This window comes from Escherichia sp. 94.0001, from assembly GCF_013369155.2.
Classification (GTDB): Bacteria; Pseudomonadota; Gammaproteobacteria; order Enterobacterales; family Enterobacteriaceae; genus Escherichia; species Escherichia coli_F.
This window is the reverse complement of sequence record NZ_JABWMS020000014.1, coordinates 78,181-90,436: the sequence shown is the minus strand read 5'-3', so window position 1 is coordinate 90,436 and position 12,256 is coordinate 78,181. Positions and strand designations below refer to the sequence as shown.

Here is a 12,256-nt window from a genome sequence, read left to right as displayed (position 1 = left end):
TGAATGACACACCGTTTGCCGATGAACGTGTGATTGAGCAGCATATTGAGGCAGGCATTTCACTGTGTGATGCAGTTAATTTTCTCGTGGAAAAATACGCGCTGGTGCGTACCGACCAGCCGGGATTCAGCACCTGTCCCCGCTCTCAGTTAATAAACAGTATTGATATCCTCCGGGCTCGCCGGGCGACCGGCCTGATGACCCGCGACAATTACAGAACGGTAAATAACATTACCTTGGGTAAGTATCCGGAGGCGAAATGATGAAACTGGCCCTGACACTGGAAGCCGACAGCGTTAACGTACAGGCACTGAACATGGGGCGCATTGTCGTTGACGTCGATGGTATTGAGCTCGCTGAACTGATTAACATGGTCTGCGATAACGGCTACTCCCTTCGTGTTGTTGATGAATCTGACCAGACCTCAGCAGAATGCACGCCACCATTTGCTACCCTTACCGGCATACGCTGCAGTACCGCACATATCACGGAAACGGACAACGCCTGGTTGTACTCGCTGTCACACCAGACCAGTGACTTCGGTGAATCAGAATGGATTCATTTTACAGGTAGCGGATATCTGTTACGTACCGATGCGTGGTCATACCCGGTTCTGCGGCTTAAACGCCTGGGGCTGTCAAAAACGTTCCGTCGTCTGGTCGTCACACTCATCCGGCGTTATGGCGTCAGTCTCATTCATCTGGATGCCAGCGCTGAATGCCTGCCGGGTTTACCCACTTTCGACTGGTAACCAGAAACAACATGAAATCATTAACCACGGAAACAGCGCTGGATATTCTGATTGCGTGGCTGCAGGACAATATCGACTGCGGATCGGGAATTATCTTTGACAACGATGAGGATAAAACGGATTCAGCAGCACTGTTGCCCTGTATCGAACAGGCCCGGGAGGATGTCCGTACCCTGCGTCATCTGCAGCTTCTGCACCAGAACCGGTGAAGCTCACTCACCAGACTTCATTCCTCTGACGCCAGCCTGCACAGGGCTGGCGTTTTCATTTATCTGCAAAAAGGAATATCGATTATGTCAGATATCACAATCTCCCGTCCGGAAGTGGTCAACGGGCATACGGACGTTATCTGCTCAACCAGCATTCGCCACATTCTGGCTGTACGAAAGAGTACACTGTTGCAAATCGACACACTTATCCGACAACTGGCTGAAATCTCGGTGCTGACGGAAAGCATCGGAGGTAAAACTGCCCCGGACTGGGCCATGAAACAGGATTTTCGCTGCGGCTGCTGGCTGATGGAGAAACCCGAAACAGCAATGAAAGCCATTACCCGGAATCTTGATCGCGAAATCTGGCGTGACCTGATGCAACGTTCCGGGATGCTGTCATTAATGGATACGCAGGCCCGTGATACATGGTACCGGTCACTGGAGTACGATAATTTTCCGGAAATCAGCGAAGCGAACATTCTGAGCACATTTGAACAACTGCACCAGAATAAGGATGAGGTGTTTGAGCGAGGGGTGATCAACGTCTTCAGAGGGCTGAACTGGAATTACAAAACCAATTGCCCCTGTAAATTTGGCAGTAAAATTATCGTCAACAATCTGGTGAGATGGGACCGGTGGGGATTTCATCTTATCACCGGACAACAGGCTGACCGACTCGCCGATCTGGAAAGAATGTTGCACCTGTTCAGCGGTAAACCAATCCCCGACAACCGGGGAAACATCACCCTTCGTCTGGATGATCACATTCAGTCTGTTCAGGGTAAAGAGAGCTATGAAGATGAGATGTTCAGCATCAGATACTTTAAGAAGGGCTCCGCGCATATCACGTTCAGAAAACCAGAACTGGTTGACAGACTGAATGATATTATCGCAAAACACTATCCTGATATGCTGGCAGTATAGCTTTGCCAGTATGCTCAAAGATCGGAAATTGTCCGATAAGATATGATCGCGGGGCATATAAACCGGTTTCAGATGGCATACCCGATGGCATACTGTCTGGAAGGGAAAATAAAAAAGCGCATGTTAAACAATAACATGCGCTTATAATCTGGCGGTGAGGGGGGGATTCGAACCCCCGATACGTTGCCGTATACACACTTTCCAGGCGTGCTCCTTCAGCCACTCGGACACCTCACCAAATTGTCGTTCCTGTCTTGCTGGAACGGGCGCTAATTTAGGGAAATCATGACCTGAGGTCAACAAACTTTTTTAAAAAATCGCGCGTTTATTCAAACTTCAATCAATATGCAGTTTTAATAAGCGAAATCTGCTTTTTTTGCCACCGACCACGGATTTGTTATGCTGGTGGCCTTTGTAGATCATAACGATAAGTGCGAATAAATTTCGCGCAACGCTTTTCGGGAGTCAGTATGGATATCATCTTTTATCACCCAACGTTCGATACCCAATGGTGGATTGAGGCACTGCGCAAAGCTATTCCTCAGGCAAGAGTCAGAGCATGGAAAAGCGGAGATAATGACTCTGCTGATTATGCTTTAGTCTGGCATCCTCCAGTTGAAATGCTGGCAGGGCGCGATCTTAAAGCGGTGTTCGCACTCGGGGCCGGTGTTGATTCTATTTTGAGCAAGCTACAGGCACACCCTGAAATGCTGAAGCCTTCTGTTCCACTTTTTCGCCTGGAAGATACCGGTATGGGCGAGCAAATGCAGGAATATGCTGTCAGTCAGGTGCTGCATTGGTTTCGACGTTTTGACGATTACCGCATCCAGCAAAATAGTTCGCATTGGCAACCGCTGCCTGAATATCATCGGGAAGATTTTACCATCGGCATTTTGGGTGCAGGCGTACTGGGCAGTAAAGTTGCACAGAGTCTGCAAACCTGGCGCTTCCCGCTGCGTTGCTGGAGTCGAACCCGTAAATCGTGGCCTGGCGTGCAAAGCTTTGCCGGACGGGAAGAACTCTCTGCATTTCTGAGCCAATGTCGGGTATTGATTAATTTGTTACCGAATACGCCTGAAACCGTCGGCATTATTAATCAACAATTACTCGAAAAATTACCGGATGGCGCGTATCTCCTCAACCTGGCGCGTGGTGTTCATGTCGTGGAAGATGATCTGCTCGCGGCGCTGGATAGCGGCAAAGTTAAAGGCGCAATGCTGGATGTTTTTAATCGCGAACCCTTACCGCCAGAAAGTCCGCTCTGGCAACATCCACGCGTGACGATAACACCACATGTCGCCGCGATTACCCGTCCCGCTGAAGCTGTGGATTACATTTCGCGCACCATTGCCCAGCTCGAAAAAGGGGAGAGGGTCTGCGGGCAAGTCGACCGCGCACGCGGCTACTAATAAAGCATCAGGTTTCCTGCTATCCTTGGCGGGAATTGAATACAGGAGAGAGTTATGTATCCCGTCGACCTTCATATGCATACCGTTGCCAGCACGCATGCATATAGCACATTGAGTGATTACATTGCCCAGGCCAAACAAAAGGGCATTAAACTTTTTGCGATCACCGATCATGGCCCGGATATGGAAGATGCGCCGCATCACTGGCACTTCATTAACATGCGTATCTGGCCGCGAGTGGTTGATGGGGTAGGGATCCTGCGCGGCATCGAAGCTAACATTAAAAATGTTGATGGTGAAATTGACTGCAGCGGCAAAATGTTTGATTCGCTGGATCTGATTATTGCCGGTTTTCATGAGCCGGTGTTTGCGCCGCATGACAAAGCGACCAATACGCAAGCGATGATCGCCACTATCGCCAGCGGCAATGTGCATATAATAAGCCATCCCGGAAATCCGAAATATGAAATAGATGTTAAAGCCGTTGCTGAAGCAGCTGCGAAACATCAGGTGGCGCTGGAAATCAATAATTCCTCATTTTTACACTCACGTAAGGGCAGTGAAGACAACTGTCGTGCGGTAGCCGCAGCGGTACGTGACGCTGGAGGTTGGGTGGCATTAGGCTCGGATTCTCACACCGCGTTTACCATGGGTGAATTTGAAGAGTGTCTTAAAATCCTCGACGCGGTAGATTTTCCGCCAGAGCGCATTTTGAATGTTTCTCCGCGCCGCTTACTGAACTTCCTTGAATCTCGTGGTATGGCACCGATTGCGGAATTTGCAGACCTTTAATTACTAGTCATGGAAATATATTAATGAACGAGTTTTCTATCCTCTGTCGTGTGCTGGGTTCGCTCTATTACCGCCAACCGCAAGATCCTTTACTGGTGCCGCTGTTTACCCTGATTCGTGAGGGGAAACTGGCTGCGAACTGGCCACTGGAGCAGGATGAGTTACTGACACGTTTACAGAAAAGCTGTGATATGGCGCAAGTCTCTGCCGAATACAATGCGTTGTTTATCGGCGATGAATGTGCTGTGCCGCCATATCGTAGCGCATGGGTTGAGGGCGCGACGGAAGCGGAAGTGCGCGCTTTTCTTTCCGAACGAGGGATGCCATTAGCGGATACGCCAGCCGATCACATCGGTACATTGCTGCTCGCGGCTTCCTGGCTGGAAGATCAGTCAACGGAAGATGAGAGCGAAGCACTGGAAACACTGTTCAGTGAGTATCTGTTACCCTGGTGTGGTGCGTTCCTTGGCAAAGTGGAGGCCCATGCAACTACGCCTTTCTGGCGCACCATGGCACCGCTAACCCGCGATGCTATTAGTGCAATGTGGGACGAGCTGGAAGAAGATTCTGAAGAGTAAATGTGATCTCCATCACTCATAACTGCAACAGATAATTTGTTGTTGCATAAAATGTGTGCTCGATCTCATTCATGGCCGCGTTTTCTGCTATCATGCGCGGCATGAACATACTTCTCTCTATTGCAATCACAACAGGCATTCTCTCCGGTATCTGGGGATGGGTGGCTGTTTCCCTGGGCTTACTAAGCTGGGCGGGCTTCCTGGGCTGTACGGCCTACTTTGCCTGCCCGCAAGGTGGGCTGAAAGGGCTGGCGATCTCCGCTGCAACCCTGCTTAGTGGCGTGGTGTGGGCGATGGTCATTATTTACGGTAGTGCACTGGCACCACATCTGGAAATTCTCGGTTATGTCATAACCGGTATTGTCGCGTTTCTGATGTGTATTCAGGCGAAACAGCTGCTGCTTTCATTTGTTCCGGGGACGTTTATAGGCGCATGCGCGACGTTTGCCGGGCAGGGTGACTGGAAACTGGTGTTACCTTCGCTGGCGCTTGGACTGGTATTTGGTTACGCAATGAAAAACAGCGGCTTGTGGCTGGCGGCGCGTAGTGCAAAGACGGCTCACCGTGAGCAGCAAATCAAAAATAAAGCGTGAGGGGCACTCACGCTTTCGCTTGAACAGTAAAATGCCGGATGATAATTCCGGCATTTTTATCTATCAGGATTCCGGTGGAACCGACATATGGCGGTATTTCACCAGAATGTCATTCTGCCGTTCTGCTTTGTTCTGCAAATCCCAAAGACCGCGGTCGATACCATCATTAATCAGGAAAATGACGCCTGTTTCGATAGCCGACATAAGGCACAGCATAACGGGTTCGTTCGAGGTGTAACCTACTTCCCCTTCCAGCAAGCGCTGGTAGTCAATAAAGCGGAAGACCCCCGCCTGAACTTCATAGGAAAGTATCGTCTTACTGGTGTTCACCGAGGAGAGGATCTCACCGGTACTCACATTGACGACACGCAGGTTCACGGCAATCTGATCGAGCTGGTATTGCGTGTCTGCACCGATCCCAAAATATCTTGCCCCAACACCGCCCGATTTAACGTTGCTTTCATAACCGATAATCGAACCTTCAACCATGATATTTGCCGCCGTTAAAGATTGCAGCGGGATTCGGTTATTAATGGCAACCGTGCCGTTTTCTTGTGCTGCACGAATAATCTTGCGCTCGTTAAGCAGGTTTTGTAAGCCCTGGCGCTCCAGCGGTATAAACCAGCGAGAATCTTTCAATGCCGTGACCAGCATTGCCGTGGCGCTTTGCGGAACAGCAGTGGAGAAGTTACTTGCCGGGTAGGGTTTAAATTGCCCGGTTTCGTCCTGAATGTTGTATACCGAAACAAAGATCTTACCCGTCGGCGCTGGCAGATGGGTCAAATCTTTGTAGCTCTGAGCACGAGGCATTAATGTCGGTCTGGCGGCTTCTTTAGGCGGGGCGGTTAAGCATCCGCTCAGTAACATGACGGCAACCAAAAGAAATAAGCGCTGCATGATTATTTTCCTTATGAAGCTGGGGCTTAAAAATCGGTTGAGTTATTTTGTAAACCCGAAACCTGGATGGTCGAGGTTTGTCCGGTTTTGCGATCCGTCACATTCAACTGCAATTGACCATCGCGGTTAGCGATATCGACAATATAATCGTTGGTCACCATGCGGCCCGGTTTACCGGTATTAATATTCGACAGTAGCCCACCTAAAATTTGTGACTGGATGGCCTGGGTAAAGTTATCTAACGCTGATGGCGTTTCAATACCAAAGTCATCGTTATAGCTCGGATCTTTATAAGAGTTTTGTGCCTGGGCGCTATTTAATAAAAAAGCACCGTTATTTGGGTTACCACCAAAGTTTGGATTACGGAACTGGAAAGTCATGGTTCCAGCCCAACTTAAAGGCGAAATAAGCATGAGTAGAACTACTGCATGTTTGACACGCATTGCAGCCTCCGAACAATTTTTTATTTAGAATTCATCATGCGCCAAATCGCCCGTACTCAATAACGCCTGATTTATCTGGCGACGATTTAGTGCTTCTTCAGTTTGAATCAGTGCAAAGACGACAGTTTTTTCGAAGTCTCTTTTCAACGGGAATAAAAAAGTCTGGAAAATAACGTCCTGATTGACCGTTATTGTGATCCAACTTCCCCATCGTGCACTGGGCCTTTCATTAATCGTTAAGTTACCCGTATAGTCACTTTCCCATTTATCACTAAAGGCTCGGTAAAAATCATGGCCAATAGATGAAACAGTATGGTCAGTTAACAAGCCCGGGACTTCTACCTCAACGGCGTGAAGATTCCCTGCGGCGAACAGGAATTCTGCCGCCACAATCCAGCGTAAATAACGTTTCATGGCTTTATCGCCTGAGGTTATCGTTTGCCCAGGAAACCGCTTGAGTCCGGTTTTTTACGGCTATCTTCTTGAAAAGATTATAAAGATGCGTTTTAACCGTATTTTCGCTGATGAACAACGAACGAGCGATCTCGTTATTAGACGCGCCGATACGCAGCTTATTCAGGATCTCTTTTTCCCGATGAGTAAGGAGGGCTGATTCTGTGCTGTTATAACGATAGTTACCTGAATGCGTAATCAGGTAACTGGCAAGCTTTTGCGTAAAGTAGCATTCGCCGCGCAGGACGCCTTGCAACCCATTGACAACACGTTCTTGATCCTCCATGGCATAAAAAACGCCGTTGATATGAGGCCAGTTTTCAATGTCGCGGTACGGGTAATCTTCAGGCGTATTTAGCAACAATATTTTGATATTGTTGTTTTTCCTGCTCAAAGTATCCTGCCAATAATGGATAAGCTTTTTATCCGCTTCCATCATATCCAGAAGAATAATAGAACCTGAAGATATATCGTCCAGAGAACGTTGAATATTATGTAATTTTCCTGTAATTGCCAGCGATTGTTTAAGGTGCTGCAAGAGAGCTGTCGCCTGCAAAGAAGGTTTAGTGATCAACAATAATGTATGACCATGGATACTATGGACTTCATTAAACATGATGAAACCCCGCTTTTTTTATTGATCGCACACCTGACAGCTGCCTCTAAAATAGAAGCACCAGAAGTACTGACAGATGTTGCACTGCTGTGTGTAGTAATAAATCAGCCCTAAATGGGTAAAATATAAAACTAATGGATTACATCTGATTTCAATCTAGCCATTACAAATCTTAAATCAAGTGTTAAACATGTAACTAAATGTAACTCGTTATATTAAAATGTTAATCTTAAGGTTTTATTAAGTTTAGAAATGATAGAAAAGTTGTACATTTGGTTTTTCTTGCACAATTTTAAAAAATCATACAAATGGTGCTAACTTGCTAATAATGCATATAAAAAATATTTCGGTGTAGTCCTTTCGTCATGTAAAACGTTCTTGTTTTTTCTACACACCTCCGTGGACAATTTTTTACTGCAAAAAGACGAGGTTTGTCACGGCTTGTGCGCAAGACATATCGCAGCAATCAGCGACGGGCAAGAAGAATGACTGTCTGGTGATTTTTGATTGCGGAAAACCGAAATTTAAAAGAAAACAAAATATTTTTTTTGCGTAGATAACAGCGTATTTACGTGGGTTTTAATACTTTGGTATGAACAAAAAAAGAAAAATACAACGCGCGGGTGAGTTATTAAAAATATTTCCGCAGACATACTTTCCATCGTAACGCGGCGTTAACAAAATACAGGTTGCGTTAACAACCAAGTTGAAATGATTTAATTTCTTAAATGTACGACCAGGTCCAGGGTGACAACATGAAAAACAAATTGTTATTTATGATGTTAACAATACTGGGTGCGCCTGGGATTGCAGCCGCAGCAGGTTATGATTTAGCTAATTCAGAATATAACTTCGCGGTAAATGAATTGAGTAAGTCTTCATTTAATCAGGCAGCCATAATTGGTCAAGCTGGGACTAATAATAGTGCTCAGTTACGGCAGGGAGGCTCAAAACTTTTGGCGGTTGTTGCGCAAGAAGGTAGTAGCAACCGGGCAAAGATTGACCAGACAGGAGATTATAACCTTGCATATATTGATCAGGCGGGCAATGCCAACGATGCCAGTATTTCGCAAGGTGCTTATGGTAATACTGCGATGATTATCCAGAAAGGTTCTGGTAATAAAGCAAATATTACACAGTATGGTACTCAAAAAACGGCAATTGTAGTGCAGAGACAGTCGCAAATGGCTATTCGCGTGACACAACGTTAATTTCCATTCGACTTTTAAATCAATCCGATGGGGGTTTTACATGAAACTTTTAAAAGTAGCAGCAATTGCAGCAATCGTATTCTCTGGTAGCGCTCTGGCAGGTTCTATTCCTCAGTATGGCGGTGGTGGTCACCATGGCGGTGGCGGTAATAATAGCGGCCCAAATTCAGAGCTGAATATTTACCAGTACGGTGGTGGTAACTCTGCACTTGCTCTGCAAACTGATGCCCGTAACTCTGACTTGACTATTACCCAGCACGGTGGCGGTAACGGTGCAGATGTTGGTCAGGGCTCAGATGACAGCTCAATCGATCTGACTCAGCGTGGCTTCGGTAACAGCGCCACTCTTGATCAGTGGAATGGTAAAGATTCTACTATGACTGTTAAACAGTTCGGTGGCGGTAACGGTGCTGCTGTTGACCAGACTGCATCTAACTCCAGCGTTAACGTCACTCAGGTTGGCTTTGGTAACAACGCGACCGCTCATCAGTACTAATACATCCACTGTATTAAAGAAACAGGGCGCAAGCCCTGTTTTTTTTCGGGAGAAGAATATGAATGCGTTATTACTCCTTGCGGCACTTTCCAGTCAGATAACCTTTAATACGACCCAGCAAGGGGATATGTACACCATTATTCCTGAAGTCACTCTTACTCAATCTTGTCTGTGCAGAGTACAAATATTGTCCCTGCGCGAAGGCAGTTCAGGGCAAAGTCAGACGAAGCAAGAAAAGACCCTCTCATTGCCTGCTAATCAACCCATTGCTTTGACGAAGTTGAGTTTAAATATTTCCCCGGACGATCGGGTGAAAATAGTTGTTACTGTTTCTGATGGACAGTCACTTCATTTATCACAACAATGGCCGCCCTCTTCAGAAAAGTCTTAATTTGTTGAAATATCGAGCATAAAATGAATCTGGAGAGAATGGTCTGCTGCGGATCAGCCAACCTGAAAGTATGGATAACACAACCCTCAAGGATGACTAATCATTGAGGAAATAGAATAAATGTTCAGACCTTTTTTAAACTCTCTTATGCTCGGCAGTTTGTTTTTTCCTTTTATTGCCATCGCAGGAAGCACCGCGCAAGGGGGCGTGATCCATTTTTATGGCCAAATTGTGGAACCGGCATGTGACGTCAGCACCCAGTCATCACCCGTAGAAATGAACTGCCCACAGAATGGCTCTGTTCCGGGCAGAACCTATTCCAGCAAAGCGTTAATGAGCGGCAATGTCAAAAACGCGCAAATAGCCTCAGTAAAAGTGCAGTATCTTGATAAACAGAAAAAGCTGGCTGTAATGAACATCGAATATAACTAAGTTTCTGAACAACTCACCTTGCTGAGCAGAAAAATGCGATTTAACCAAAAAGCCTGCTGTACACTTAAGAAACAAGAAGGTGTAAGGAGGCGTTATGAAAACGCGTATTCATGTTGTGCAGGGTGATATTACCAAACTGGCCGTTGATGTGATTGTGAATGCGGCTAATCCGTCATTAATGGGAGGCGGCGGCGTCGATGGAGCCATTCATCGCGCAGCGGGTCCGGCCCTTCTGGATGCCTGTTTAAAAGTCAGGCAACAGCAGGGCGATTGCCCTACGGGGCATGCCGTTATTACGCTTGCAGGCGATCTTCCCGCGAAAGCCGTAGTGCACACCGTCGGGCCAGTCTGGCGTGGTGGTGAACAAAACGAAGACCAGCTTTTGCAGGATGCCTATCTCAATAGCCTACGACTGGTGGCGGCAAACAGCTATACGTCAGTGGCTTTTCCTGCAATTAGTACTGGGGTTTATGGTTACCCTCGTGCGGCAGCGGCTGAAATCGCAGTAAAAACCGTTTCAGAATTTATTACCCGTCACGCTTTACCCGAACAGGTATACTTTGTCTGTTATGATGAAGAAAACGCCCACCTCTACGAAAGACTCCTTACCCAACAAGGAGATGAATGATTTGCCCCGGCTGGCGAGCGCGGTGCTGCCACTGTGTTCGCAACATCCCGGTCAGTGTGGCCTTTTCCCTCTGGAGAAAAGTCTGGATGCGTTTGCCGCCCGGTATCGTCTGGCCGAAATGGCAGAGCATACGCTGGATGTTCAGTATTACATCTGGCAGGACGATATGTCGGGTCGGTTACTGTTTTCCGCCCTGTTAGCCGCAGCAAAGCGTGGAGTTCGCGTCCGTTTGTTGCTGGACGACAACAATACACCCGGACTTGACGACATTTTACGCTTGCTTGACAGTCATCCCCGCATTGAAGTCCGGCTTTTTAATCCTTTTTCGTTTCGACTGCTACGTCCGCTTGGTTATATCACCGACTTTTCCCGTCTCAATCGCCGTATGCACAATAAAAGTTTCACTGTCGATGGCGTGGTGACGCTGGTAGGGGGGCGAAATATTGGTGATGCCTATTTTGGTGCAGGGGAAGAGCCACTTTTTTCGGATTTAGATGTCATGGCAATAGGACCAGTTGTAGAGGACGTTGCCGATGATTTCGCCCGCTACTGGTATTGTAAATCGGTTTCACCCTTACAGCAGGTGCTGGATGTCCCGGAAGGTGAAATGGCGGATCGCATCGAGTTACCCGCCTCCTGGCATGACGATGCCATGACGCATCGTTATTTACGCAAAATGGAATCCAGCCCGTTTATAAATCATCTGGTTGAGGGAACGTTGCCGCTTATCTGGGCGAAAACACGTTTATTAAGTGATGATCCGGCGAAAGGGGAAGGCAAGGCAAAACGGCATTCACTGTTACCGCAGCGCCTGTTCGATATCATGGGCTCACCCAGTGAACGCATCGATATTATCTCTTCCTATTTTGTACCGACACGCGCAGGTGTGGCGCAACTCTTACGGATGGTGAGAAAAGGGGTAAAGATTGCGATCCTAACCAATTCTCTTGCCGCTAACGATGTTGCTGTCGTCCATGCCGGATACGCGCGCTGGCGCAAAAAATTGCTCCGCTACGGCGTGGAATTATATGAACTCAAGCCGACGCGTGAACAAAGTAGTACGTTACACGATCGCGGCATAACCGGTAATTCCGGTGCCAGCCTGCATGCTAAAACCTTTAGCATCGATGGTAAAACGGTGTTTATTGGCTCTTTCAATTTCGATCCACGTTCGACATTGCTCAATACTGAAATGGGGTTCGTGATAGAGAGCGAAACGCTGGCACAGTTAATTGATAAACGCTTTATTCAGAGCCAGTATGATGCGGCCTGGCAGCTCCGTCTGGACAGGTGGGGGCGGATCAACTGGGTTGATCGTCATGCAAAGAAAGAAATTGTTCTCAAAAAAGAACCCGCTACCAGTTTCTGGAAGCGGGTTATGGTCAGACTGGCGTCGATATTGCCTGTGGAATGGTTATTGTAAACGCGGC

Annotated in this window: 18 protein-coding genes and 1 tRNA gene; 14 read left to right on the top strand and 5 right to left on the bottom strand. The window is 47.3% G+C overall.

Features of this window, described 5'->3' with window-relative positions; all coding sequences use genetic code 11:
• From cbtA to HEN33_RS09920, 4 genes are all read left to right on the top strand, one after another.
• The coding region (gene cbtA / locus HEN33_RS09935) for a type IV toxin-antitoxin system cytoskeleton-binding toxin CbtA (RefSeq protein WP_115448595.1) at nt 1-263 on the top strand (263 nt) is incomplete at its 5' end.
• Nucleotides 260-751, top strand: a complete 492-nt coding sequence (locus HEN33_RS09930; RefSeq protein ID WP_000976857.1) for a DUF5983 family protein — start codon at nt 260-262, stop codon at nt 749-751. The genes cbtA and HEN33_RS09930, both read left to right, overlap by 4 nt.
• 11 nt (nt 752-762) lie before the next feature.
• Complete coding sequence (locus HEN33_RS09925) at nt 763-960, top strand: DUF957 domain-containing protein (RefSeq protein WP_000839282.1); 198 nt, start codon at nt 763-765, stop codon at nt 958-960.
• Between the two features lie 84 nt (nt 961-1,044).
• Nucleotides 1,045-1,887 carry a DUF4942 domain-containing protein gene (locus HEN33_RS09920; RefSeq protein ID WP_001280481.1) on the top strand — a complete coding sequence of 281 codons (843 nt, stop codon included), beginning with the start codon at nt 1,045-1,047 and terminating at the stop codon, nt 1,885-1,887.
• Nucleotides 1,888-2,036: 149 nt separating this feature from the next.
• On the opposite strand, the gene HEN33_RS09915 is transcribed toward HEN33_RS09920, so the two are convergent.
• Nucleotides 2,037-2,124: transfer RNA gene (locus tag HEN33_RS09915), tRNA-Ser, on the bottom strand.
• Between the two features lie 233 nt (nt 2,125-2,357).
• Between HEN33_RS09915 and ghrA the strand changes: the two genes are divergently transcribed.
• The 4 genes from ghrA to HEN33_RS09895 all read left to right on the top strand — a co-directional run bounded on the left by ghrA (nt 2,358) and on the right by HEN33_RS09895 (nt 5,259).
• Nucleotides 2,358-3,296: a glyoxylate/hydroxypyruvate reductase GhrA gene (gene ghrA, locus HEN33_RS09910; protein ID WP_001357083.1), complete on the top strand. Its 939-nt coding sequence runs from the start codon at nt 2,358-2,360 to the stop codon at nt 3,294-3,296.
• 54 nt (nt 3,297-3,350) lie between these two features.
• Complete coding sequence (gene ycdX, locus HEN33_RS09905; protein WP_000283664.1) at nt 3,351-4,088, top strand: zinc-binding phosphatase; 738 nt, start codon at nt 3,351-3,353, stop codon at nt 4,086-4,088.
• A gap of 23 nt (nt 4,089-4,111) precedes the next feature.
• Nucleotides 4,112-4,666: a molecular chaperone YcdY gene (ycdY, locus tag HEN33_RS09900; RefSeq protein ID WP_001001911.1), complete on the top strand. Its 555-nt coding sequence runs from the start codon at nt 4,112-4,114 to the stop codon at nt 4,664-4,666.
• A 101-nt stretch (nt 4,667-4,767) separates the two neighbouring features.
• Complete coding sequence (locus HEN33_RS09895) at nt 4,768-5,259, top strand: DUF1097 domain-containing protein (protein ID WP_001340063.1); 492 nt, start codon at nt 4,768-4,770, stop codon at nt 5,257-5,259.
• Between the two features lie 63 nt (nt 5,260-5,322).
• Here HEN33_RS09895 and csgG read toward each other — a convergent pair whose 3' ends face one another.
• The 4 genes from csgG to csgD are packed head-to-tail and all read right to left on the bottom strand — an operon-like array spanning nt 5,323 to nt 7,668.
• Nucleotides 5,323-6,156 (bottom strand): curli production assembly/transport protein CsgG, encoded by an 834-nt coding sequence (csgG, locus tag HEN33_RS09890; protein ID WP_001189321.1) that lies wholly within the window; start codon nt 6,154-6,156, stop codon nt 5,323-5,325.
• A 26-nt stretch (nt 6,157-6,182) separates the two neighbouring features.
• Entirely contained in the window at nt 6,183-6,599 is a 417-nt protein-coding gene (csgF, locus tag HEN33_RS09885; protein ID WP_001264088.1) for a curli production assembly/transport protein CsgF, read from the bottom strand.
• A 24-nt stretch (nt 6,600-6,623) separates the two neighbouring features.
• Complete coding sequence (gene csgE / locus HEN33_RS09880) at nt 6,624-7,013, bottom strand: curli production assembly/transport protein CsgE (RefSeq protein ID WP_000833288.1); 390 nt, start codon at nt 7,011-7,013, stop codon at nt 6,624-6,626.
• A 4-nt stretch (nt 7,014-7,017) separates the two neighbouring features.
• Nucleotides 7,018-7,668, bottom strand: a complete 651-nt coding sequence (gene csgD / locus HEN33_RS09875; RefSeq protein ID WP_000481500.1) for a biofilm master transcriptional regulator CsgD — start codon at nt 7,666-7,668, stop codon at nt 7,018-7,020.
• Between the two features lie 755 nt (nt 7,669-8,423).
• Here csgD and csgB point away from each other — a divergent pair.
• The 6 genes from csgB (at nt 8,424) to clsC (ending at nt 12,249) form a co-directional block, all read left to right on the top strand.
• The gene (csgB, locus tag HEN33_RS09870) at nt 8,424-8,879 is read left to right on the top strand and encodes a curli minor subunit CsgB (RefSeq protein ID WP_001360656.1); all 456 of its coding nucleotides are present in this window, start codon (nt 8,424-8,426) and stop codon (nt 8,877-8,879) included.
• Nucleotides 8,880-8,919: 40 nt separating this feature from the next.
• The gene (csgA, locus tag HEN33_RS09865) at nt 8,920-9,375 is read left to right on the top strand and encodes a curli major subunit CsgA (RefSeq protein ID WP_000771422.1); all 456 of its coding nucleotides are present in this window, start codon (nt 8,920-8,922) and stop codon (nt 9,373-9,375) included.
• Nucleotides 9,376-9,433: 58 nt separating this feature from the next.
• A complete protein-coding gene (gene csgC / locus HEN33_RS09860; protein WP_000992818.1) occupies nt 9,434-9,766 on the top strand; it encodes a curli assembly chaperone CsgC in 333 nt (110 codons plus the stop codon).
• A gap of 120 nt (nt 9,767-9,886) precedes the next feature.
• On the top strand, nt 9,887-10,198 hold the full coding sequence (gene ymdA / locus HEN33_RS09855) for a protein YmdA (RefSeq protein ID WP_000489582.1): 312 nt from the start codon (nt 9,887-9,889) through the stop codon (nt 10,196-10,198).
• Between the two features lie 94 nt (nt 10,199-10,292).
• Entirely contained in the window at nt 10,293-10,826 is a 534-nt protein-coding gene (ymdB, locus tag HEN33_RS09850) for an O-acetyl-ADP-ribose deacetylase (protein ID WP_000857405.1), read from the top strand.
• Nucleotides 10,768-12,249, top strand: coding sequence for a cardiolipin synthase ClsC (gene clsC, locus HEN33_RS09845; protein ID WP_167789492.1), 1,482 nt, complete (start codon nt 10,768-10,770; stop codon nt 12,247-12,249). The genes ymdB and clsC overlap by 59 nt, the downstream gene beginning before the upstream one ends.
• Nucleotides 12,250-12,256 lie beyond the last annotated feature (7 nt).

Bases quoted from the DNA above. Each gene is read 5' to 3' on its own strand.
- HEN33_RS09930 (WP_000976857.1), top strand. From the start codon at position 260: ATGATGAAACTGGCCCTGACACTGGAAGCCGACAGCGTTAACGTACAG.
- HEN33_RS09925 (WP_000839282.1), top strand. From the start codon at position 763: ATGAAATCATTAACCACGGAAACAGCGCTGGATATTCTGATTGCGTGG.
- HEN33_RS09920 (WP_001280481.1), top strand. From the start codon at position 1,045: ATGTCAGATATCACAATCTCCCGTCCGGAAGTGGTCAACGGGCATACG.
- ghrA (WP_001357083.1), top strand. From the start codon at position 2,358: ATGGATATCATCTTTTATCACCCAACGTTCGATACCCAATGGTGGATT.
- ycdX (WP_000283664.1), top strand. From the start codon at position 3,351: ATGTATCCCGTCGACCTTCATATGCATACCGTTGCCAGCACGCATGCA.
- ycdY (WP_001001911.1), top strand. From the start codon at position 4,112: ATGAACGAGTTTTCTATCCTCTGTCGTGTGCTGGGTTCGCTCTATTAC.
- HEN33_RS09895 (WP_001340063.1), top strand. From the start codon at position 4,768: ATGAACATACTTCTCTCTATTGCAATCACAACAGGCATTCTCTCCGGT.
- csgG (WP_001189321.1), bottom strand. From the start codon at position 6,156: ATGCAGCGCTTATTTCTTTTGGTTGCCGTCATGTTACTGAGCGGATGC.
- csgF (WP_001264088.1), bottom strand. From the start codon at position 6,599: ATGCGTGTCAAACATGCAGTAGTTCTACTCATGCTTATTTCGCCTTTA.
- csgE (WP_000833288.1), bottom strand. From the start codon at position 7,013: ATGAAACGTTATTTACGCTGGATTGTGGCGGCAGAATTCCTGTTCGCC.
- csgD (WP_000481500.1), bottom strand. From the start codon at position 7,668: ATGTTTAATGAAGTCCATAGTATCCATGGTCATACATTATTGTTGATC.
- csgB (WP_001360656.1), top strand. From the start codon at position 8,424: ATGAAAAACAAATTGTTATTTATGATGTTAACAATACTGGGTGCGCCT.
- csgA (WP_000771422.1), top strand. From the start codon at position 8,920: ATGAAACTTTTAAAAGTAGCAGCAATTGCAGCAATCGTATTCTCTGGT.
- csgC (WP_000992818.1), top strand. From the start codon at position 9,434: ATGAATGCGTTATTACTCCTTGCGGCACTTTCCAGTCAGATAACCTTT.
- ymdA (WP_000489582.1), top strand. From the start codon at position 9,887: ATGTTCAGACCTTTTTTAAACTCTCTTATGCTCGGCAGTTTGTTTTTT.
- ymdB (WP_000857405.1), top strand. From the start codon at position 10,293: ATGAAAACGCGTATTCATGTTGTGCAGGGTGATATTACCAAACTGGCC.
- clsC (WP_167789492.1), top strand. From the start codon at position 10,768: ATGATGAAGAAAACGCCCACCTCTACGAAAGACTCCTTACCCAACAAG.